The sequence below is a fragment of the Paenibacillus sp. 01L418 genome (genome assembly GCF_056400045.1).
This window is the reverse complement of record NZ_JBFTSN010000046.1, coordinates 1-19,815: the sequence shown is the minus strand read 5'-3', so window position 1 is coordinate 19,815 and position 19,815 is coordinate 1. Positions and strand designations below refer to the sequence as shown.

23 protein-coding genes are annotated in these 19,815 nt (G+C 43.6%); all 23 read left to right on the top strand.

The features are described 5' to 3' along the window. The first annotated feature begins 22 nt into the window (after positions 1-22). Positions 23-1,024, top strand: a complete 1,002-nt coding sequence (gene fliG, locus AC1DSE_RS09200) for a flagellar motor switch protein FliG (protein ID WP_477527616.1) — start codon at positions 23-25, stop codon at positions 1,022-1,024. Beyond that, positions 1,017-1,856 carry a FliH/SctL family protein gene (locus AC1DSE_RS09195; RefSeq protein WP_477527613.1) on the top strand — a complete coding sequence of 280 codons (840 nt, stop codon included), beginning with the start codon at positions 1,017-1,019 and terminating at the stop codon, positions 1,854-1,856. Before fliG ends, AC1DSE_RS09195 begins: the two co-directional genes overlap by 8 nt. Beyond that, positions 1,843-3,168 (top strand): flagellar protein export ATPase FliI, encoded by a 1,326-nt coding sequence (gene fliI, locus AC1DSE_RS09190; RefSeq protein WP_477527612.1) that lies wholly within the window; start codon positions 1,843-1,845, stop codon positions 3,166-3,168. The genes AC1DSE_RS09195 and fliI overlap by 14 nt, the downstream gene beginning before the upstream one ends. An 8-nt stretch (positions 3,169-3,176) precedes the next feature. Then, positions 3,177-3,623, top strand: a complete 447-nt coding sequence (fliJ, locus tag AC1DSE_RS09185) for a flagellar export protein FliJ (protein WP_076269151.1) — start codon at positions 3,177-3,179, stop codon at positions 3,621-3,623. 46 nt (positions 3,624-3,669) lie between these two features. Continuing rightward, positions 3,670-4,566: a MotE family protein gene (locus tag AC1DSE_RS09180; RefSeq protein WP_477511467.1), complete on the top strand. Its 897-nt coding sequence runs from the start codon at positions 3,670-3,672 to the stop codon at positions 4,564-4,566. Between the two features lie 45 nt (positions 4,567-4,611). Then, on the top strand, positions 4,612-5,982 hold the full coding sequence (locus AC1DSE_RS09175; protein ID WP_477511426.1) for a flagellar hook-length control protein FliK: 1,371 nt from the start codon (positions 4,612-4,614) through the stop codon (positions 5,980-5,982). A gap of 41 nt (positions 5,983-6,023) precedes the next feature. Continuing rightward, positions 6,024-6,557, top strand: coding sequence for a flagellar hook capping FlgD N-terminal domain-containing protein (locus AC1DSE_RS09170; protein ID WP_477527611.1), 534 nt, complete (start codon positions 6,024-6,026; stop codon positions 6,555-6,557). Further along, positions 6,557-6,934 (top strand): TIGR02530 family flagellar biosynthesis protein, encoded by a 378-nt coding sequence (locus AC1DSE_RS09165; protein WP_076269154.1) that lies wholly within the window; start codon positions 6,557-6,559, stop codon positions 6,932-6,934. Before AC1DSE_RS09170 ends, AC1DSE_RS09165 begins: the two co-directional genes overlap by 1 nt. Positions 6,935-7,050: 116 nt before the next feature. Then, entirely contained in the window at positions 7,051-7,869 is an 819-nt protein-coding gene (gene flgG, locus AC1DSE_RS09160) for a flagellar basal body rod protein FlgG (RefSeq protein WP_076269155.1), read from the top strand. 56 nt (positions 7,870-7,925) lie between these two features. Next, the gene (locus AC1DSE_RS09155; protein WP_054028981.1) at positions 7,926-8,153 is read left to right on the top strand and encodes a flagellar FlbD family protein; all 228 of its coding nucleotides are present in this window, start codon (positions 7,926-7,928) and stop codon (positions 8,151-8,153) included. Then, positions 8,150-8,614, top strand: coding sequence for a flagellar basal body-associated FliL family protein (locus tag AC1DSE_RS09150; RefSeq protein ID WP_477527610.1), 465 nt, complete (start codon positions 8,150-8,152; stop codon positions 8,612-8,614). Before AC1DSE_RS09155 ends, AC1DSE_RS09150 begins: the two co-directional genes overlap by 4 nt. A gap of 37 nt (positions 8,615-8,651) precedes the next feature. Beyond that, the gene (fliM, locus tag AC1DSE_RS09145; RefSeq protein WP_477527609.1) at positions 8,652-9,653 is read left to right on the top strand and encodes a flagellar motor switch protein FliM; all 1,002 of its coding nucleotides are present in this window, start codon (positions 8,652-8,654) and stop codon (positions 9,651-9,653) included. Further along, positions 9,643-10,908 (top strand): flagellar motor switch phosphatase FliY, encoded by a 1,266-nt coding sequence (gene fliY / locus AC1DSE_RS09140; protein WP_475449022.1) that lies wholly within the window; start codon positions 9,643-9,645, stop codon positions 10,906-10,908. The genes fliM and fliY overlap by 11 nt, the downstream gene beginning before the upstream one ends. 20 nt (positions 10,909-10,928) lie before the next feature. Continuing rightward, a complete protein-coding gene (locus AC1DSE_RS09135; protein ID WP_076269158.1) occupies positions 10,929-11,291 on the top strand; it encodes a response regulator in 363 nt (120 codons plus the stop codon). Positions 11,292-11,303: 12 nt separating this feature from the next. After that, on the top strand, positions 11,304-11,948 hold the full coding sequence (locus AC1DSE_RS09130; protein WP_477511424.1) for a flagellar biosynthetic protein FliO: 645 nt from the start codon (positions 11,304-11,306) through the stop codon (positions 11,946-11,948). A 37-nt stretch (positions 11,949-11,985) separates the two neighbouring features. Further along, positions 11,986-12,693, top strand: a complete 708-nt coding sequence (gene fliP, locus AC1DSE_RS09125) for a flagellar type III secretion system pore protein FliP (RefSeq protein WP_372239010.1) — start codon at positions 11,986-11,988, stop codon at positions 12,691-12,693. Positions 12,694-12,715: 22 nt separating this feature from the next. Next, positions 12,716-12,985: a flagellar biosynthesis protein FliQ gene (gene fliQ, locus AC1DSE_RS09120; RefSeq protein WP_054028974.1), complete on the top strand. Its 270-nt coding sequence runs from the start codon at positions 12,716-12,718 to the stop codon at positions 12,983-12,985. Between the two features lie 11 nt (positions 12,986-12,996). Further along, positions 12,997-13,794, top strand: a complete 798-nt coding sequence (fliR, locus tag AC1DSE_RS09115; RefSeq protein ID WP_076269160.1) for a flagellar biosynthetic protein FliR — start codon at positions 12,997-12,999, stop codon at positions 13,792-13,794. A gap of 13 nt (positions 13,795-13,807) precedes the next feature. Beyond that, positions 13,808-14,902, top strand: coding sequence for a flagellar biosynthesis protein FlhB (gene flhB / locus AC1DSE_RS09110; RefSeq protein ID WP_477511423.1), 1,095 nt, complete (start codon positions 13,808-13,810; stop codon positions 14,900-14,902). Between the two features lie 22 nt (positions 14,903-14,924). After that, on the top strand, positions 14,925-16,955 hold the full coding sequence (flhA, locus tag AC1DSE_RS09105; RefSeq protein ID WP_076269162.1) for a flagellar biosynthesis protein FlhA: 2,031 nt from the start codon (positions 14,925-14,927) through the stop codon (positions 16,953-16,955). Next, positions 16,952-18,181: a flagellar biosynthesis protein FlhF gene (gene flhF / locus AC1DSE_RS09100; protein ID WP_477511422.1), complete on the top strand. Its 1,230-nt coding sequence runs from the start codon at positions 16,952-16,954 to the stop codon at positions 18,179-18,181. The genes flhA and flhF overlap by 4 nt, the downstream gene beginning before the upstream one ends. After that, positions 18,178-19,047, top strand: coding sequence for a MinD/ParA family protein (locus AC1DSE_RS09095; protein WP_339208931.1), 870 nt, complete (start codon positions 18,178-18,180; stop codon positions 19,045-19,047). Before flhF ends, AC1DSE_RS09095 begins: the two co-directional genes overlap by 4 nt. A gap of 26 nt (positions 19,048-19,073) precedes the next feature. Continuing rightward, positions 19,074-19,815 (top strand): response regulator (locus AC1DSE_RS09090; protein ID WP_477527608.1); only part of this gene is annotated, 742 nt, incomplete at its 3' end.

The window sequence follows — 19,815 nt, the reverse complement described above, 5'->3', positions numbered from 1 at the left end:
GGTGGTTCATGTGTCAAAATCAATGCAAGGATTATCTGGTCGACAGAAAGCTGCCATTTTACTTATTACGCTTGGACCTGATGTATYCTCTCAAATATTCAAGCATTTAAGAGATGAAGAAATTGAACAGCTAACACTTGAAATCGCAAATGTCCGTAAAGTGGACAGTAGTGATCGTGAAACGATTTTAAGCGAGTTCCACCAAATCTGTATGGCTCAAGAGTATATCACGCAAGGCGGCATTTCTTATGCCAAAGACATTTTGGAGAAAGCGCTTGGTGAACAAAAAGCTCTTGAAGTTATTAACCGGTTAACGGCAACGCTTCAAGTAAGACCATTTGACTTCGCTAGAAAAGCGGAGCCTACACAAATTTTGAACTTTATTCAAAATGAGAACTCGCAAACGATTGCTTTGGTATTATCGTATTTGCAATCGGAGCAGTCTTCGCACATTCTTTCATCGCTGCCGCAAGAGAAACAAGCAGAGGTTGCGAGGCGAATTGCTCTGATGGATAGCACATCGCCAGAAGTCATTTCGCAGGTAGAAAGAGTGCTTGAGCAAAAACTGTCCGCAACCGTTACCCAGGATTACACGAATGCTGGCGGTATCGACTCTATCGTTCAAATATTGAACGGTGTCGATCGCGGGACGGAGCGTACCATTCTCGACGCGCTTGAAATTCAAGATCCAGAGCTTGCAGAAGAAATCAAAAAACGGATGTTCGTGTTCGAGGACATTGTCAATATCGACAATCGCTCCATTCAACGAATCATTCGCGATATCGAGAATTCCGATCTTCAGCTTGCGCTTAAAGTGGCAAGTGAAGAAGTTAGAGAAGCGATCTTCCGCAATATGTCGAAGCGTATGGCCGAAACATTCAAAGAAGAAATGGAATTTATGGGACCAGTGCGGCTTCGTGATGTTGAAGAAGCGCAAACACGCATTGTTGCTACGATTCGCAGATTAGAAGAGTCAGGTGAAATCATCATCGCCCGTGGTGGAGGAGACGATATCATTGTCTAATTTGATCAAATCTTCGAGTGTGATTACTCTTGATCAATTGAAGCAGCTCGAATGGCTGCATCAACGGAATCTTGAAATCAATGAATCGCTGGATCAGGAAGAGGATATGGAACCCGTTCCTGATGAAGAAACGATAACTTTGCGAGATCAAATATTAAATGATGCTCAGCTATATGCAGAAGAGAGACTGCGTGATGCAGCAGAAGAAAGTGAAAAGCTTCTTGCTGATACACAGCAGCAAATCGATGTATGGTGGCTCGAAAAACGTACAGAAGATGAATCAGCATCAGAAGCATCCAGGCAATCAGRCTATGAGCTTGGTTATGCCGAAGGAGCCGCGCAATCCGAAAAGGAAATGCGTGAGATCTGGGAGCAAAAGCTGGCTGAAGCATCGGATGTGCTAAAAACTGCATTTCAAATGAGAGAACAAATCATTCAGGAAGCAGAACCCTTTCTTGTTGAACTAAGCTGTGCGATTGCCGAAAAAATTATTGGGCAGCAGCTATCAACGGCTCCTGAAATGGCAATCGAGCTCATTCGCAAATCATTGTCTAGACGCAGAGAGCAAGGAGTTATTACTCTATGTGTTGCACCTGGGCAGCTTGCATTCGTGCAAGCAGCTAGAGAAGAGCTTCATATGGCCATCGATTCTCAAGCGGAATTGCAAATTTTGCCTGACTCGACGGTTAAAGACAACGGTTGTGTTATTCGCTCTTCATTTGGCAGCATAGACGCTCGAATTGACACGCAGCTTGCTGAGATCAAAAAAGAATTAATACATCTTGCTCATCATAGCGGCGAAGAACGAGGTCAAACCTATGATAGTGAATAATCTAGATGTGCTTAAGTATATCGAGCATTTGCAGCCGCTTGATCCCGTTCGGGTCAATGGCAAAGTTACTCAGGTCATCGGCCTAACCGTGGAGTCAGAAGGACCTGATGCGAGCATTGGCGATGTTTGCTTTATTTATCCTTCCAAAGGCGCAAAGCCTATCAAGGCAGAGGTCGTTGGTTTTCGTGATAATAAAGTAATATTAATGCCTCTCGGTGATCTTCAGTCCATTAGCCCGGGCTGTGATGTTGTAGGTACAGGCAAACCTTTGACTGTTCAAGTCGGATCAGAGCTGCTCGGTAAAGTACTCGATGGACTTGGAAACCCGCTGGATGGTTCATTTTTGCCAAGGCGTATGCCGCATTATTCTACTTATAATGAACCAAGCAATCCGCTTAAACGGCCGCGCGTCGTTGAACCACTCGGTATCGGTGTAAGAGCGATCGATGGGCTTCTTACCGTCGGGCGTGGTCAGCGTGTAGGCATATTCGCCGGATCCGGTGTAGGGAAAAGTACACTGCTTGGTATGATTGCTCGCAATACTTCAGCTGATGTTAACGTAATTGCGTTGATCGGCGAGCGTGGTCGTGAAGTGCTTGAATTTATCGAGAAGGATCTTGGCCCAGAAGGTTTGTCCCGTTCGGTCGTTATTGTTGCAACTTCAGATCAACCAGCACTCATTCGCATGAAGGGCGCATTAATTGCGACATCCATTGCTGAATATTTCCGTGATCGCGGTCTGGACGTTATGTTGATGATGGATTCCGTTACAAGGTATGCAATGGCTCTTCGTGAAGTAGGTCTGGCTATTGGTGAACCGCCTGCTACTAGAGGTTACACACCTTCTGTATTCGCTGCACTGCCAAAGCTTTTAGAACGTGCAGGGACAGGGCCAACAGGCTCAATAACCGCCTTCTACACCGTTCTTGTTGATGGTGACGATATGAATGAACCTATCGCGGATGCTGTCCGCGGAATATTGGATGGTCATATCGTTTTTAKTCKTCAGCTAGCGCATAAGGGTCATTTTCCTGCCATCGATGTTTTAGCTTCTGTCAGCCGTGTTATGAAGGAAATTGTCACAGAAGAACAGCAAGATGCGGCGAATGAACTAAAAAAAATGCTAGCTACATATAAAGATTCGGAAGACCTGATCAATATAGGGGCGTACCAACGAGGATCAAATGTAGAAATTGATATGGCGCTAGAATTTATTGAACCGATTCAAAGCTACACAAAGCAAAAGACCAATGAAAAGGTGAGCTTAGAGGAAGCGCAAAGTCGTTTAATTAATGACTTCTACAGGAGTTGAATCACGAGATGGCATCGTTTCGTTATACTTTTCAAAAGGTTGTTGATTTAAAATCTAGTGAAAAAACACAGGCGGAATGGATTCTTTCATCGGCCATTGGTGCTCTAGCGGCTGAAGAATTGTCGTTAGAGCAATTGCGTGCGAAGCAGCAAGAATGGGAAAGCAAGCTGCTTGAATCTTCACAGACTGCTGTTCCTTTATCTGAGCTTCAAGTAATTCAGCAATATTTGGACTATTTGGTCACTTGCATTACAAGCAAATTGAAAGATGTGTTGCATGCACAGAAGGCGGTTGAGCAAAGCCGACTTAAGCTCTCAGACAAGATGAAAGATGAGAAAGTGTGGCTTAAAGCAAAAGATCATGCGCGTGATCGGTTCCAGTATGCGATGCAAATCAAAGAGCAGAACGAACTAGATGAGATGGCAAGCGTCCGTTTCATGATACCAACCCCATAAAGTGATGCGTGACACCGGCTAGAGGGAGTGAGTGGAATTGGCGGGTATGGATAATGAAAAGCAAGGCTATAGCACGCTAGAGAGAATTATGTTTTTGATGACACCAATTTTATTCGCAATTGTATTGCTCGGTGTTTTGTACACCTTGTTCAATATTGATTTCCGCAATAAAATGCTGGAAGCCGGAAACTCAGTTCCCTTTCTAAAAGACGTGCTTCCCGAGCCAAAGGTTGCAGGCGGGCCTGGAAATGATGATGCTTTGAAGACAGCGAATATGTCAGCAAAAATTGCAGATTTGCAAACACAGCTTACTGCAATTGAAAGCGAACTGGCAGCTGCGAATCAAACGAAAGCGACGCTTGAGCAAGAAGTAAAGGACTTGGAAAGTGATAACATCCAGCTTAAAGGTGTAAACGATGATCAATTGCTTGAGGATGAGCAGTATCAAGCGAAAATTCAAGAGCTGGCAAGCATGTTTTCCAAAATTACGCCAAGTAAAGCTGCTCCAATCTTGCAAAGTATGACTTTAGATGAAATGGTACTCGTATTTGCAAATATGCGGCCTGACGATCGAGTGCGCATTATGGAGAAGATGAATCCTCAGACGGCAGCTGATGCAGCGATGAAGCTGAAGGATAACGTGCAGGCAAAGGATTTGCAAATTGCCGCGCTTCAAGCAAGACTTGATTCGCAGAAATCGCCAACTACGAAGCCTGCTACCTCTGTTCTTGATCAAGAGCAATTAAGTGCAACGTTTACAGCTATGAATGCAAAGAGCGCTGCAGAGCTTCTTATCAAAATGATAGATGTGAGTCCAAGCAAAGTGCTTCGGATTTTAAATGCGGTGGATAATCAAACAAGATCAGCCATTATTGCGGAAATGTCTGGAATTAATGAAACGACTACAGCGAAAATTGTAGCTAAATTAATGACAGGAAGTTAATGTCTGACCTAATGTTTTCCCTCTATTTGAAAGGAGGTGAGAAAAATGGAAATGAACATTTCACAAGTTGCTGTAGTACAACCGCAAGCACAAGGTACAACAACGGGACAAGCAAGCGGCAATACAAGCGGAGCAGCGTTTCAGAAAACGTTAGTGCAGCAAATTAATAGTGAAACTGCTGGCAGCAGCAGTCAGACGCAAGCTGCACCTTTAGTTGCAAACGTATCTAAGGAAGCTATGGTAGGGGTGGATGGCGCTGCTGCAGCACCAACATTATCTGACCTCATGTCAATCATCGATGGTTTGCTAGCGCAATTGGATGCAACTAATGGTGAAGACGGCAAGGCTCCTCTTGAAGATGATCAGCAGCTCCAACAGTTGGAAGACGTGCTTGATCAAATGAATGCTTTGCTTGCTCTGCTTGGCATTCCAGTGCCTGTCATTCAGCAACCGATTGGTCAACCGACTAGCGGTGAGGAAGATTCCTCTATTTCATTAGAGGGGAAAAATGCAGTAAATATCAAATCAAGCCTGCAGGATACGTTGCTGCAAATGCAAGTGATGCTGCAGCAGGGAACAACAAAATTGGTTGGACAGCAAGAGCCAACGGTTTTGGTTGCACAACAGCTTAAGGCGTTAACAGCGATTTTGGAAGGCGAGCCGGTGGATACGACTAAGACTCATACGAAATCGACCGCTTTTACACAACAACTGTTTACGGCTCAAAATGTACAGCAAGCTGACGTTAGTACGCTATTGCAACGACTGTCACAGCAAACCGCCCATCCTGCATTATTAACAACTGCAGTTCAGGGTGTGGAGCAGGCAATCGCATCAGATGTATCTGACTCTTCAATTGAATTGATTCCGCAAATGCAGCTTGGAACAAACAATCCGGATACAATGCGGACGTTTACTTCACTTGTTGCTAATGCAGCAGCAGCTACTTCATTTGTTGTCGCTGATGAATTTGCCCAATCCATGACAGGTATGATCGTACAAAAATTTGATCTTACAACATTGAATGGCGTTTCAGAAGCGAAGCTCATGTTATACCCTGAGCATTTAGGGCAAGTAGACGTTAAAATAACGATGCAAAATGGACTTCTAACCGCGATCTTCCAAACGGATACGGCAATGGCCAAGGACATGCTGGATAATCAAATGGCTCAACTGCGGTCAGCGCTTCAAGCACAAGGCCTTATGGTAGATAAGCTTGAGGTTTCGCAAGGTCAATCAGCTGCGCAGCTGTTTCAACAGCAGCATGGACAAGGAAGCAATCAGCAGCAGTCATCCAATCGTAATGCTGTGAACACTGACGAAACTGTGAATGAGTCTCAATTTGAAACCGAAATGGTTCAACAAGCGACAATTCAGGGTCTTGGATTTGGCAGAGGCATAAACGTTAAAGCGTAGTGGAGTTAGTAGAGGGTTAGAGAGATCGGAGGTGATCGGAAATGGCAGATAGCGTTTCTACTCGCGTAGTTTGGCCGAATTACAGCAAAGAGAATGTACAAGCTGCAGCAAACAAAAAAAACACGGATACGCTTGGAAAAGATCAATTTCTAAGTATTCTAGTTACGCAGCTTCGCAACCAGGATCCTATGCAGCCGCTTCAGGATAAAGAGTTCATCGCTCAGATGGCGCAATTTACTTCAGTAGAGCAGCTGATGAATATGTCCACCGAGCTATCTTTAATGCGTCAAAACATTGGTTCAGCATCCAGCTTAATCGGTAAAACGATTGAATGGAATGAATATGATGATGCTGGTGCAATCAAGACCGCCAAAGGCGTAGTTGATTCCATTATCTCGAAGGATGGTCTCCTTTATGCAAGGGTAGGCGGAGCCGAGATTGCTCTTGATTATGTCAACTCTATCTCGGAAACAACGGGTGAAACACCAACGCCAGAGGATTCTACAGGGGAAGATAACGGCGTAGACAAGAATCCTTCGGATCCAGCTGGTGCTGAGGAAGGGGCTGATAAATAATGAGTGAAGGCATAAAAATCGGTCATATTTTCCCGGTTAAGTCGACACCTCTGCAGCCTAGCAAGACAGTTGCCAACCGTTCAGCTCAGCCATCTGAATTTCAAGAAATACTTAATGGCAAGGTTTTAAAGTTTAGCCATCATGCCGAGGTTAGAATGCAGCAGCGAGGCATTAACTTGCAACCAGAGTCATTAACCAAAATAATGAATGCGGTCGAAGAGGCTGCATCCAAAGGCGCTCAGGATTCATTAATCGTTTTCCGAGACATTGCCATGATTGTGAATGTCCCAAGCCGTACAGTTGTGACTGCAATGGATGGCGCGCAAATGCGAAGCAACGTATTTACGCAAATAGACAGCGCTATTATATTATCGTAAGGCTGGACCTATCAGGGAGCCTCAAGCTGTGGACCGATTGAAGCAGTTTATGATAGTGCTAACATTTTTTTGAAGCCCATAAGATTTTAATCCATTCCCTAGGAGGAATTACGAAAATGCTAAGATCGATGTATTCGGGCGTGTCCGGTATGCGCGGCTTCCAAACAAAGCTAGACGTTATTGGTAACAATATTGCGAACGTGAACACGGTTGGCTTTAAAGCAGGTCGCGTCATGTTCAAAGATATTTTGAGCCAAACGGTTGCGGGCGTTACCGCACCTGAGGAAGGCGTACGCGGCGGCGTTAACGCAAAACAAATCGGACTCGGCGTGTCTATCGGCTCTATCGATACCGTACATACCGCAGGAAGCGCAATGACAACGAACCAACCGACAGACCTTCGTATTGACGGAGACGGATTTTTCGTAGTTAGAGCGAGCGAAGATTCTGAAATGCTTTTAACACGTGCGGGCAACTTTACGCTTGATTCAAATAGACAGCTTGTTACAGGCGATGGCTATTTCGTACTAAGCGTTGATCAAGAGCCTATCGTACTTGATGAAGCAATTACGGCGTTTTCCATTGGTCAAGACGGAACGATCATGGGTGTAACAGCGGATGGTACGGAAGCCGTTGCACAGCTTGGCGTAGCCAAAGTTGTAAATCCAAGTGGTCTTGAGAAACTGGGCGGCAATATGTACCGTGTTACAGCGAATGCTAATCCGGATGCTTCTATTGAGGATTTCATGACGTTCGCGACTGATCCTGAATTCGGTACAGGCGCAATCATTGCCGGTCAGCTGGAAATGTCTAACGTTGACTTAACTGCTGAATTTACAGAAATGATCGTTGCACAACGTGGTTTCCAAGCGAATTCACGTATTATCACAACTTCTGATGAAATTTTGCAAGAGGTAGTTAATCTAAAACGATAAGTAAGTCATAACGAGCGGGAGGCTTAACGCCTCCCCTAGGTGTGAGGGGGCAACTGATGATTACCGTAACGCGGTTGAACGGAACAAAGGTCACAATAAATGCTTTATTAATTGAAATGATTGAAGAATCAGCGGATACGGTGATTACACTTACGACGGGCAAGAAGCTGGTTGTAAAAGAAAAAACAACGGAACTGTTGCAGCTTAATGGGCAGTATCTTCGCACAATTGGCCTTATTGCGGCGGCCCAAAAGAGTGAGCAAACGGAGGGTCCATCGTCATGAAGAAAATGCTACCTTGGTTAATTACGATTTTGTTATCCATAACTTTAATCGCCATTGTTTCAATCATCTTGTTCAAGTCGTTTTTTACTGACCCTAAGGAGCAGGCGACGGAGACAAAAACGATTGAGGTTAAAGCTTTATCGRCTGATGAGCGTGTGGCCGTAACTTCTGAATTAAAGGAATTCAGAAGAAATCTGAAAGATCGTGAATATGTCGTTATTTTGAGTTTTGCTTTCCAGCTCGACAAGAAGAAAACAAAAGAAGATTTTGATAAACTGCTTGAGATTGAAGTTCGCCCAATTATTAACCGTGTTATTGCTGATATGACAGCAGATGAGCTGCAGGGTTCTCAAGGTGAAGACGCACTTGAGTCGAAGCTTCTCAACTTAATCAATCCTATTATTCCTAAAGGTAAGTTGATTAAGGTAGAAATCACAGACTTTACACTTGCTCCACTTTAACTGACTACGCAGACATTCCTCGAAGGAGGTGAGATATTTGGTTGATGTTTTATCGCAAAATGAAATTGATGCGCTACTAGCTGCCTTGGATTCCGGTGAAATGGATGCAGAGGATTTAAAGAAGGAAGAAACGACGCGTAAAGTCAGTGTGTATAATTTCAAACGCGCCGTACGTTTTTCGAAGGATCATATTAGAAGTTTGACGCGGATTCATGAAAACTTCGCACGGTATTTGACAACCTATTTCTCAGCACAACTTCGCACATTTGTTCAAATTAATGTCGTGCAGGTCGAGCAATTGCCTTACGATGAATTTATTCGTTCGATACCAAAGATGACGATATTGAACATTTTTGAAGCGGAGCCGCTGGAAGGTCGTATGGTGCTTGAAGTTCATCCAAACGTAGCGTACGCAATGCTGGATCGAATGTTAGGCGGACAAGGCATAGCGCCATCCAAAATCAACAACTTAACTGAAATTGAAACCATTATTATGGAGAAAATTTTCAGTCGAACGTTTGAAGGCTTGCAGGAGGCTTGGAAAACAGTAATCGATATTTCTCCTAGGCTGGAAGCATTGGAAACGAACCCGCAGTTCATGCAAATTGTATCGCCCAATGAAACGATCGCTCTCATTTCATTCAGCACCAAAATCGGCGATACGACGGGTATGATTAACCTTTGTATTCCGCATGTCGTTATTGAACCGATTATGTCCAGGCTGTCTGTTCATCACTGGTTTGTATCGCAAAAKAAAGCTCGCGCGCCAGAGGAAGTTGAAATATTGGAGCAGCGAGTAAATAAAGCGAAGCTTCCTATCGTAGCTGAGCTTGGCGAGTCGTCGCTAACCATTCAAGAGTTTCTAGGACTGAATATTGGTGATGTTATTTCATTGAATAAATCAGTTAATGATGGTCTCAACATTAAAGTTGGAGACAAGCTTAAATTCATTGGCAGTGCAGGCTCTGTTAAGGATCGGCTAGCTGTTCAAGTAGATGAGATTGTCACTGAAGGAGTGGAAGAAGATTATGACGAGTAAGGACTATTTGTCACAAGAGGAAATTGATGCATTGCTACGTCAATCCTCCAGTGAGCCGGAACCGGAGCAGCACACTGAAGTCGGAACACAACTTTCAGACTTTTTATCCGATATGGAACAGTCTGCTCTGGGTGAAATTGGAAACATAACATTTGGCAGCGCGGCAACAGCATTGTCAACGTTGCTTGGCAAGAAAGTAGATATTACTACACCACAAGTTACTATTGTAAGAAAAGATGAGCTTGCTGACATTTTCCCTAAGCCTCATGTTGCAGTTAGCGTGCAATACGTAGACGGCTTTCAAGGCATTAATTCACTTGTCATAAAAACAAAAGATGCCCAAATCATTGCTGATTTGATGCTTGGCGGTGAAGGCACCAACATCACTGTAGAAGAGCTTAATGAAATTCACATTAGTGCAGTTCAAGAAGCGATGAATCAAATGATGGGATCATCTGCTACGTCGATGTCAACGATATTTAATCGTTTTGTCAATATTTCGCCGCCGGGCATTGACATTCTAGATGTTAATAACGGTGATGGCATGGAGCATTTGCCACCGGTAGATATGTTTATAAAAATATCATTCCGGCTTACGATTGGAGATCTCATAGATTCAACAATCATGCAGCTGCTGCCCATTCCGTTTGCGAAACAAATGGTTGATATATTAATGGGAGTGGTAGATGATCAGCCAGCTCAGCCTGCTGTTCCAGCGCCTCAAACGGCTGCAGCAGCGCCGGCAGCACAACAAGCTATGGCAATGCAAGAAACGGCTGCAGCAGCTCATTTGAACGCTGTGCCGCCGCAAATGAATATGGCTTCACAGGCGCCTCAAATGCCTTCTATGCCGTATCAAACACCTGCAGCTGGCTACGACATGTCGATGCAGCCGCCGGGGCCTCATACATATGGTCATGCAGCTAGTCGAAATGTTAATGTACAGCCTGTGCAATTTGCTAATTTTGGCAATGCGCCAATTATTCAGCCAGATGAGACAAACCTCAATTTACTTCTCGACATACCGCTTAAGGTCACGGTAGAATTAGGAAGGACCCAAAAGCAGATAAAAGATATTTTGGAGCTGTCGCAAGGTTCTATTATTGAGCTGGACAAGCTAGCTGGCGAACCAGTCGACATCCTAGTGAATAACAAGCTGATCGCAAAAGGCGAGGTTGTTGTCATAGATGAAAACTTTGGTGTTCGTGTAACGGATATCGTAAGCCAATGGGACCGCATTCAAAAATTACAATAGCATCCTAGGAGGATAAAAAGATGGCAAACCGCATTCTTATCGTAGACGACGCAGCTTTCATGCGCATGATGATTCGTGACATTTTATCAAAGAACGGCTACGAAGTCGTCGGTGAAGCCCAAGACGGCGCACAAGCAGTTGAGAAGTACAAGGAATTGAAACCTGATTTGACAACAATGGATATTACGATGCCTGAGATGGACGGAATCTCCGCTCTGAAAGAAATTAAAAAAATTGATAGCAATGCTAAAGTAATTATGTGTTCAGCAATGGGTCAGCAAGCAATGGTAATTGATGCGATTCAAGCAGGCGCAAAGGATTTCATCGTCAAACCGTTCCAAGCTGATCGTGTAATTGAAGCGATCAAGAAAACACTCGGATAACGGTTAGACATTATGTTTAACATAGCTTCGCGCATTTCAATGGTGTCTGCTCTTGGGATGGCGATTGGGCCACAATTTGCGGCTGCTGCGGCACAAGGCGGCAGCAGCGCAAACGATGAAGGACAAATGATGTTTACCGGAACAAATGATCTTGCGGGCAACATGATTTGGGTTATCGTATCGCTTGCCATCGTTATCGTATTAATTATTTTAGTCATTAAATGGTTGTCGCAGCGCAATCGCATGTGGGGAACGAATCGATCGCTTCGTTCACTCGGCGGTATTGCGCTAGGACAGAATAACTCGTTACAGGTCGTCGAGATTGCAGGTCGGATTTATATCGTTGGCGTCGGCGAGAACATAACTCTAATTGACAAGCTAGATGATCCTGAGCAAGCAAGTGCTGTTATTTCAGCACTGGAGCGTCAACAGGAATCGGCTTGGTCAAAGGATTTAGTCTCACAAATACTTAAGAAGTTCAAAGATCGCAACAATCCGAATGGCTCTGATCCTACGAACGAGCAGTGGAACAAGACGTCTTCCTTTCAGGATTTGTTGCAAAATAAGCTTAGTCAGCAAGCTGACCGCAAGCAGCAATTGGAATCGTTATTGCATGAATCTAAATCAAATGAACGGTTGATGGATGATGAAAAATAAGTGGTGGATATCAATCGTTGTTGTTCAATTGCTTGCGATGTTATTACATAATCAAGCATTTGCGGAGCCGTTACCCGACGTATCCATCAATATTGGCAACGGAAGCGGTGACACGCCCGATACTAGCGCATTATCCATTCTTCTATTAATTACAGTACTAAGTATCGCGCCAGCGATTATGGTACTAATGACAAGCTTTACTAGGATCGTTATCGTTCTAGGCTTTGTAAGAACATCGCTTGGAACACAGCAAATGCCGCCCAATCAAGTATTGATTGGACTGGCAATGTTCCTTACCTTCTTTATCATGGCTCCAACGTTCTCTCAAGTAAATGATGTTGCATTGCAGCCCTATTTAAAAGGTCAAATCTCTCAAACAGAAGCTTTTAAGGAAGCCTCCGTTCCGATGAAGAAGTTTATGTTCTCTCATACGAGGGAAAAGGACTTAATGCTTTTTATGAATTATACGAAAACAGAGAAGCCGGCTTCATTTGAAGAGATTCCGATCACAGTACTAATACCTGCATACGCCATAAGCGAGTTGAAAACAGCTTTTATAATGGGATTTATGATATTCATTCCGTTTCTAGTCATCGATATGATTGTCGCAAGCACATTGATGGCAATGGGGATGATGATGCTGCCTCCTGTTATGATTTCCTTGCCGTTTAAGATATTGCTATTTGTATTAGTAGATGGATGGTATTTGATCGTAAAATCTTTGTTATTAAGTTTCAACACGTGATACTAGCAGGGAGGGACTTTTGATGAGTACTGATTTCATAATCGGGTTGGCCAGCCAGGCCGTATTCGTTGTTTTGAAAGCCAGTGCACCAATGCTCGTTCTTGCTTTGGTCGTAGGGTTACTAGTCAGCATATTTCAAGCAACAACACAGATTCAGGAGCAGACGCTGGCATTTGTTCCGAAAATTGTAGCGGTTTTCGTGTCCATCATTATTTTTGGCCCATGGATTCTAAATACGGTTATCGACTTCACTTACAATCTGCTGAACAATCTTCATAATTACATCGGTTAGGTTGTGAGTGTATGAACGCGATCGTACAGGGTTTCCCTATTTTTTTGTTAATCTTTTGTCGAATAACTGCGTTTTTCGTCGTAGCGCCTGTTTTTTCGTCGCGAGGCGTGCCGAATGTTTTTAAAATTGGGCTCGGATTTTTTATCTCGTTTATCGTTTTCTTAACGTACGGTGTGAAGCAGACGATGGTTCCGGACGCTGAATATATTTTGGTTCTGGTTCGAGAAATATTGGTCGGCGTACTGCTTGGGTATGTAGTCTACTTGTTCTTCACGGTCGTTCAGACCGCGGGAGCCTTAATGGATTTGCAGGTTGGTTTTGCAATGGCAAATATCGTAGATCCCCATACAGGTACGTCAGCCCCATTGCTCGGCAATTTTAAATACATGATGATCTTAGTTGTTTTCTTAATGATGAACGGTCATCATTTTTTATTAACAGGCCTTATGGACAGTTACGAATGGATGCCTTTGTCCAATGATTTATTTAGCCGAATAATGAGCGGCAGCATTACTGATTTTTTAACAAGAACATTCGCAAACACGTTTTTGCTGGCCATTCAAGTGTCAGCGCCGTTAGTAGTAGCGATGTTTCTGACGGATGTTGGATTAGGCTTCTTAACCAAAACCGCTCCTCAGTTCAATGTTTTTGTAATTGGGATACCTCTAAAGCTAATTATAGGCATGATTTTGCTAGTGTTGTTAATGCCAAGTCTTGCTGGCATATTCGAAAGATTGTTTTCCATCATGTTTGATGCTTTGGAGCAGTTATTCGGTATCGTGCAAGGACCGCCGCCTGACGTGAAATAGGAGGAAGCTTCCCATGCGAAATTACCGTCTAGAGCTTGATTTGCAGCTTTTCAGTCAAGAGAAGACTGAGGAAGCAACTCCGAAGAAAAAGGATGAAGCAAGAAAAAAGGGTCAAATTGCGAGATCGGCTGATTTACCGGGTTCATTAATATTAATTTTTGTTTTTATGAGCTTCATTATGATGGGCAATTATTTCAAGACACATATCATGATGCTCTTCGGCAATCTGTTTGAAGACTGGCTGTTGATGGAAGTTACGACAGGCAACATTATGTCGCTCTTCAATGATGTGGCAATTGAAATGCTGCTAATCTTACTGCCAATCTTTGCGGTAACCGTTCTTGTCGGTGTCCTCGGCAACGTTGTACAGTACGGTTTTTTGCTAACCGGTGATCCTCTAAAAATGAAATTAAGCAAATTGAACCCGATCAACGGCTTTAAGCAAATTTTTTCAGCTAAAACAGTAGTCGAATTTTTGAAAAGTGTTTTAAAACTGCTTATTGTAGCAGTTCTCGTATATATGACCATATCCAAAGAATGGAACCGTATATTAGTGCTTGCTAGCTTGCCAATCCAACAAATATTTAGTTTTACCGCTGGTTTAACGATAAAACTAGGTATAGAAATTGGTGTGGTGCTCGCCGTACTCGCATTAGCAGATTTTTTCTATCAGCGTTATGAGCATAACAAAAGTTTGAGAATGTCTAAGCAGGATATTAAGGATGAATACAAAAAATCTGAAGGTGACCCGATCATTAAGAGCCGCATTCGTGAGCGTCAACGCAAAATGGCCATGCAGCGTATGATGCAAGAGGTTCCTAAAGCGGATGTCATCATTACCAACCCTACACACTTCGCTATTGCATTGAAATATGATGCAACCAAAATGGAAGCGCCAAGAATCATCGCCAAAGGTATGGATCATGTCGCGCTTCGCATTAGAGAAATAGCGAAAGAAAACGGTGTTGTGACAATGGAAAATAAACCGCTTGCCAGAGCGCTTTATGAACGAGCGGAGATTGGGGATGTCATACCTCCAGATCTGTTCCAAGCTGTGGCTGAGGTGCTCGCATATGTATATAAGATGAAAGGCCGATTGAAATCATAACACTACGGGAGGTGGAGGCGTCATGAAAGCAAAGGACTTTGTAATACTATTTGGCGTAATTGGAATTGTACTCATGATGATAATCCCGATCCCAGTCCTACTACTCGATATACTCATCATTTTAAACATTTCGATAGCATTGATGATATTACTTATTGCAATGAATACAAAGGAAGCTCTTGATTTCTCTATATTTCCGGCAATTCTACTAATCACTACCTTATTCCGACTTGCGCTGAACGTTTCTACTACTAGAAATATTTTGTCACATGCGGAAGCAGGGGAAGTCGTAGCTACGTTTGGCAGCTGGGTTGGCGGTGGAGAAATTGCAATTGGATTTATCGTCTTCCTAATTCTCGTAGTCGTGCAGTTCATCGTTATTACGAAAGGTTCTGAACGGGTAGCGGAAGTTGCAGCACGATTCACGCTCGACGCGATGCCAGGTAAACAAATGAGTATTGATGCAGATTTGAATGCTGGTTTGATTAATGAACATCAAGCAAAAGCACGTCGTTCCAAAATTGAACGTGAAGCGGACTTTTACGGGGCAATGGATGGTGCCAGCAAGTTTGTAAAGGGTGATGCAATTGCTTCCATTATCATTCTAGTCATCAACTTAGTTGGCGGATTTATCATTGGTATGGCGATTCATGGCTTGAGCTTTGGCGAGTCGCTTTCAACGTTCTCGATCCTTACGATTGGTGATGGTCTCGTCAGTCAAATACCTGCATTGCTTATTTCCACAGCTGCTGGCCTTATCGTAACTAGAGCGGCATCAGAGGGGAACTTGGCAGAGGATGTAACCGCTCAGCTATTCAAATACCCGAAGCTGCTATTTATTGCAGCTGGAACAATCGCTTTGCTAGGCCTTACACCAATCGGTCCATTAAGAACTTGGCCATTCGCTATTATGCTGGCCTTTGGCGGCTGGTATATGCAGAAAGCTATACATAAGCAACAAGAGCAAGAGGAAATGCTTGTCGAAGAACAGCAAATTGAAGAGGTTCGCAGTCCAGAGAGTGTAATTAGCCTCTTGCAGGTCGATCCGATTGAATTTGAGTTTGGTTATGGTCTTATCCCGCTTGCGGATACGCAACAGGGAGGAGATTTGCTTGATCGAATCATCATGATACGCAGGCAATGTGCACTGGAGCTTGGGCTCGTCGTACCAGTCATTCGGATCAGGGATAACATTCAACTGAAGCCAAATGAGTATGTCATCAAAATTAAAGGCAACACTGTCGCTCGCGGCGATTTGCTGCTTAATCATTATTTGGCCATGAGCCCTGGATTTGAGGACGATTCGGTCGTTGGTATTGAAACAACAGAGCCAGCCTTCGGATTGCCTGCAATTTGGATTGATGAGCAAATGAAGGAACGTGCCGAACTTTCAGGCTATACAGTCGTTGACCCGCCTTCAGTCGTTGCTACACATTTAACTGAGATTATTAAACGACATGCACATGAGCTGATTGGACGCCAAGAAACGAAGCAGCTCGTAGAAAATGTAAAAGAGTCTTATCCTGCGCTTATTGATGAACTTATACCGTCTATTCTTACTATTGGTGACGTACAAAAAGTGTTGTCGAAGCTTCTAAGAGAAAAGGTGTCTATACGAGATCTAGTTACCATCTTTGAAGCATTAGCGGATCATGGAAATTATACGAAAGACCCTGATATATTGACAGAGTATGTACGTCAGTCGCTATCAAGACAAATTACGCAGCAGTTTTCATCTGGTAGCGATACGTTACGAGTGATAACAGTAGGACCGCAGCTTGAGAAAAAAATCGCTGAATCGGTGCAGCAATCGGATCAAGGCAGCTATATTGCACTAGATCCCGTTTCCACTCAACAGATTTATCAGAAGCTCAATGAGCATGTAAATCGTCAGATTCAAGCTGGCCAACAGCCTGTTGTACTCGCATCACCTACCATTCGGATGTATTTGAGACAAATTGTGGAGAGAACGATGCAGGATGTACCCGTTCTTTCTTACAGTGAGCTTGAACCAAATATTGAAGTTCAGAGTGTCGGGGTGGTGAATCTATGAGAGTAAAACGATATGTCGTCAGTGCATTGCCAGAAGCTGTCTCTCTGATTCGAAGCGAGCTTGGGAAAGATGCAGTTATATTGAATACGAAGGAAATTAAAGTAGGCGGCTTTATGGGGATGTTTCGTAAGAAAAAGATGGAGGTTATCGCCGCTATCGAATCGAATCAAGCGAATCAATCGAATCCCCAAGCAAAACCTCAGCGAAACCCGGATCCTCAAGTGGATGCGGTCGTTGAGCAAATTTTGCAAACGGCGCAGCGAACAGCAACGGCTGTAATGGAGCCGCCAAGCGTTCAAGCAGTTTCTTCAGTACCGATTGCAGAGCTTCAGAAGGACAAAATAGAACGAGAACAATTCATCATCGATGAGATTCGAGATTTAAGAGAATACATGTTAAAACTCTCGAAACAGCAAAACAATCTAATTTCTATATCAGAGCACTTGATTGCACTGAGAGAACACTTGCTAGAACAAGAAATGGAATTGCAGTGGATCGAGCGTTTGATACAAGCTATTTCTGACAAAGAATCCGAAGAAAAAATCGTTTTTTCAAAGGAACAAATTTGGGAGCATGCGGCAGAGCTGCTGCAAGAGTGGCTGCAACCCTATAGTGGCAGCAGTATTAGCAGTCATGTAAGAGTGGTTCATTTTGTTGGTCCAACCGGAGTTGGCAAGACGACGACTATTGCGAAGCTTGCAGCTGAACAAACAATCAAGCAGGGCAGGAAAGTGGGGTTCATTACTTCAGACACCTACCGAATTGCAGCCGTGGATCAACTCAGAACTTATGCCAACATCTTGAACGTGCCGCTAGAGGTCGTTTTTTCGCAGATGGATTTGCCCCGTGCTTTCAAGCAGCTTGAAGAACGAGAGCTCATTTATATGGATACAGCTGGGAGAAACTTCCGCAGCGAGCTTCATGTATCAGAGGTCAACAGCTTGCTTCAAACGACCGAGGCTAACGAAACGGTGCTTGTGCTTAGCATGACTGGCAAGACGAAGGATATGTCAGCAGTAGCCAATCATTTTTGCAAATACGGCGTTCGAAAAGTGTTGTTTACAAAGCTTGATGAAACATCGGTTTACGGAGCAATTTTTAATCTAATTATGAATTTTGAATTGCTTCCTACCTATATGGCGAGTGGTCAGACCGTTCCAGACGATATCGAGAAGTTTCAAGTGGATTCATACGTTAAGCAGCTGCTCGGGAGCAATAGTTTATGATGGATCAAGCTGAAGCATTACGTAATTTAGTCAAGCAGCAGGAGCTTCAAGATGAAGGCCGCACGACTCGTGTAGTGACGGTAACGAGCGGTAAGGGCGGAGTTGGAAAGTCGAATTTCAGCTTGAATTTTGCATTAGCGCTCCAACGATTGGGTAAAAAAGTGCTCGTTTTTGATGCAGATATCGGAATGGCCAACATTGATGTGCTTATGGGCGTTTCGTCCACGTACAATTTGTATCATCTGCTTAAGCAGGAGAAAACAATTTGGGAAATCGTGCAGGAAGGTCCGGAAGGGCTGAACTTTATTGCAGGTGGATCTGGTTTTAGAGATTTGATGGATTTGTCTACAGAGCAGCTTGACCGTTTCGCTGATGAGATTAGCAAGCTGCATGGCAGGTATGATGTGATACTGTTTGATACTGGCGCAGGCCTATCGAAGGAAACGGTTAAATTTATAACTGCAGCGCAAGAAACAATCGTTGTGACAACGCCCGAACCTACTTCAATTACAGATGCTTACGCCTTAATTAAGATGGTTAAAGCGATGGAGGTTGATGTTCACTTCAAGTTAATTGTCAATCGAGCCGCTGATTTCCGTGAAGGAAAACAAACCGCTGATAAAATTAGCATGGTTGCACACAGGTTTCTTCAATCCGATTTGCCTCATCTTGGTATTTTGCCGGATGACCCAAATGTGTCAAAAGCCGTGAAGCGTCAAGTGCCCTTTACTGTAGCCTATCCTGGAAGCGAAGCATCCGTTGCTATTGACCGGATCGCAAAGCAATTTCTTGAAATACCACAGAATACTGCAATTAACGGCGGTGTCAAAGGATTTCTGCATAAAATGTTCAGACTCTCAAGATAATCCTTTGGAAGTGAGGAGGAAATGGAATGGTTCCTTATCGCGTACTAGTTGTAGATGATTCCGCATTTATGCGAAAGATCATTAGTGATTTAATCATTCAGGATTCACAGTTCAAGATCGTAGCCACAGCTAAAAACGGTCATGAAGCCATTGAAGCGGTGCGTGAATGGAAACCGGATGTCGTTACCTTAGATCTTGAAATGCCGTTAATGAACGGAATTGACGCATTGCAGATTATTATGAAGGATCATCCAACTCCTGTCATTATGCTCTCGGGTATAAGTGAAGACAATACAAGAGAAACGATTAAAGCACTGCAATTTGGTGCATTCGACTTCATTAGAAAACCTTCAGCAACGATTTCTAATGATATTCGCCAAGTTGGAGAGGTTCTGCTTGAGAAATTGCGTATCGCAGTATTAACGAAGCGTTATCAGCCAGTAATTACGATTAGCGAGAAACAAGAAACAAAAGCAGATGATAGCAGCTTGCCAAAAGCGAAAAAAGAAGTAGTTTCGAACAACATTTTACACCATGAGGAGCTGCCGTTTGAAGCTTTGTCTACTCCTGCTAAAGATCGGAACAAATTGCCGTTCAAGAAAGCGGAAGATAAACAAGGGCAACAGCGCTCGGTTCCCCCTTTACATAATAAGCTTACAAGCAATATGCAAGATGAAGCAAAGCCTAACGATGCCAAATCTAAGATTGCACCTCGCAAATCAGTCGAAAAGGCACCGCAGGCTGAACCTAAATCTCATTTCTCTGAGC

Excerpts from the sequence above, each read along its gene's own strand:
- fliJ (WP_076269151.1), top strand. The coding sequence starts at position 3,177 with ATGGCATCGTTTCGTTATACTTTTCAAAAGGTTGTTGATTTAAAATCT.
- AC1DSE_RS09180 (WP_477511467.1), top strand. The coding sequence starts at position 3,670 with ATGGATAATGAAAAGCAAGGCTATAGCACGCTAGAGAGAATTATGTTT.
- AC1DSE_RS09175 (WP_477511426.1), top strand. The coding sequence starts at position 4,612 with ATGGAAATGAACATTTCACAAGTTGCTGTAGTACAACCGCAAGCACAA.
- AC1DSE_RS09170 (WP_477527611.1), top strand. The coding sequence starts at position 6,024 with ATGGCAGATAGCGTTTCTACTCGCGTAGTTTGGCCGAATTACAGCAAA.
- AC1DSE_RS09165 (WP_076269154.1), top strand. The coding sequence starts at position 6,557 with ATGAGTGAAGGCATAAAAATCGGTCATATTTTCCCGGTTAAGTCGACA.
- flgG (WP_076269155.1), top strand. The coding sequence starts at position 7,051 with ATGCTAAGATCGATGTATTCGGGCGTGTCCGGTATGCGCGGCTTCCAA.
- AC1DSE_RS09155 (WP_054028981.1), top strand. The coding sequence starts at position 7,926 with ATGATTACCGTAACGCGGTTGAACGGAACAAAGGTCACAATAAATGCT.
- fliY (WP_475449022.1), top strand. The coding sequence starts at position 9,643 with ATGACGAGTAAGGACTATTTGTCACAAGAGGAAATTGATGCATTGCTA.
- AC1DSE_RS09135 (WP_076269158.1), top strand. The coding sequence starts at position 10,929 with ATGGCAAACCGCATTCTTATCGTAGACGACGCAGCTTTCATGCGCATG.
- AC1DSE_RS09130 (WP_477511424.1), top strand. The coding sequence starts at position 11,304 with ATGTTTAACATAGCTTCGCGCATTTCAATGGTGTCTGCTCTTGGGATG.
- fliP (WP_372239010.1), top strand. The coding sequence starts at position 11,986 with ATGTTATTACATAATCAAGCATTTGCGGAGCCGTTACCCGACGTATCC.
- fliQ (WP_054028974.1), top strand. The coding sequence starts at position 12,716 with ATGAGTACTGATTTCATAATCGGGTTGGCCAGCCAGGCCGTATTCGTT.
- fliR (WP_076269160.1), top strand. The coding sequence starts at position 12,997 with ATGAACGCGATCGTACAGGGTTTCCCTATTTTTTTGTTAATCTTTTGT.
- flhB (WP_477511423.1), top strand. The coding sequence starts at position 13,808 with ATGCGAAATTACCGTCTAGAGCTTGATTTGCAGCTTTTCAGTCAAGAG.
- flhA (WP_076269162.1), top strand. The coding sequence starts at position 14,925 with ATGAAAGCAAAGGACTTTGTAATACTATTTGGCGTAATTGGAATTGTA.
- flhF (WP_477511422.1), top strand. The coding sequence starts at position 16,952 with ATGAGAGTAAAACGATATGTCGTCAGTGCATTGCCAGAAGCTGTCTCT.
- AC1DSE_RS09095 (WP_339208931.1), top strand. The coding sequence starts at position 18,178 with ATGATGGATCAAGCTGAAGCATTACGTAATTTAGTCAAGCAGCAGGAG.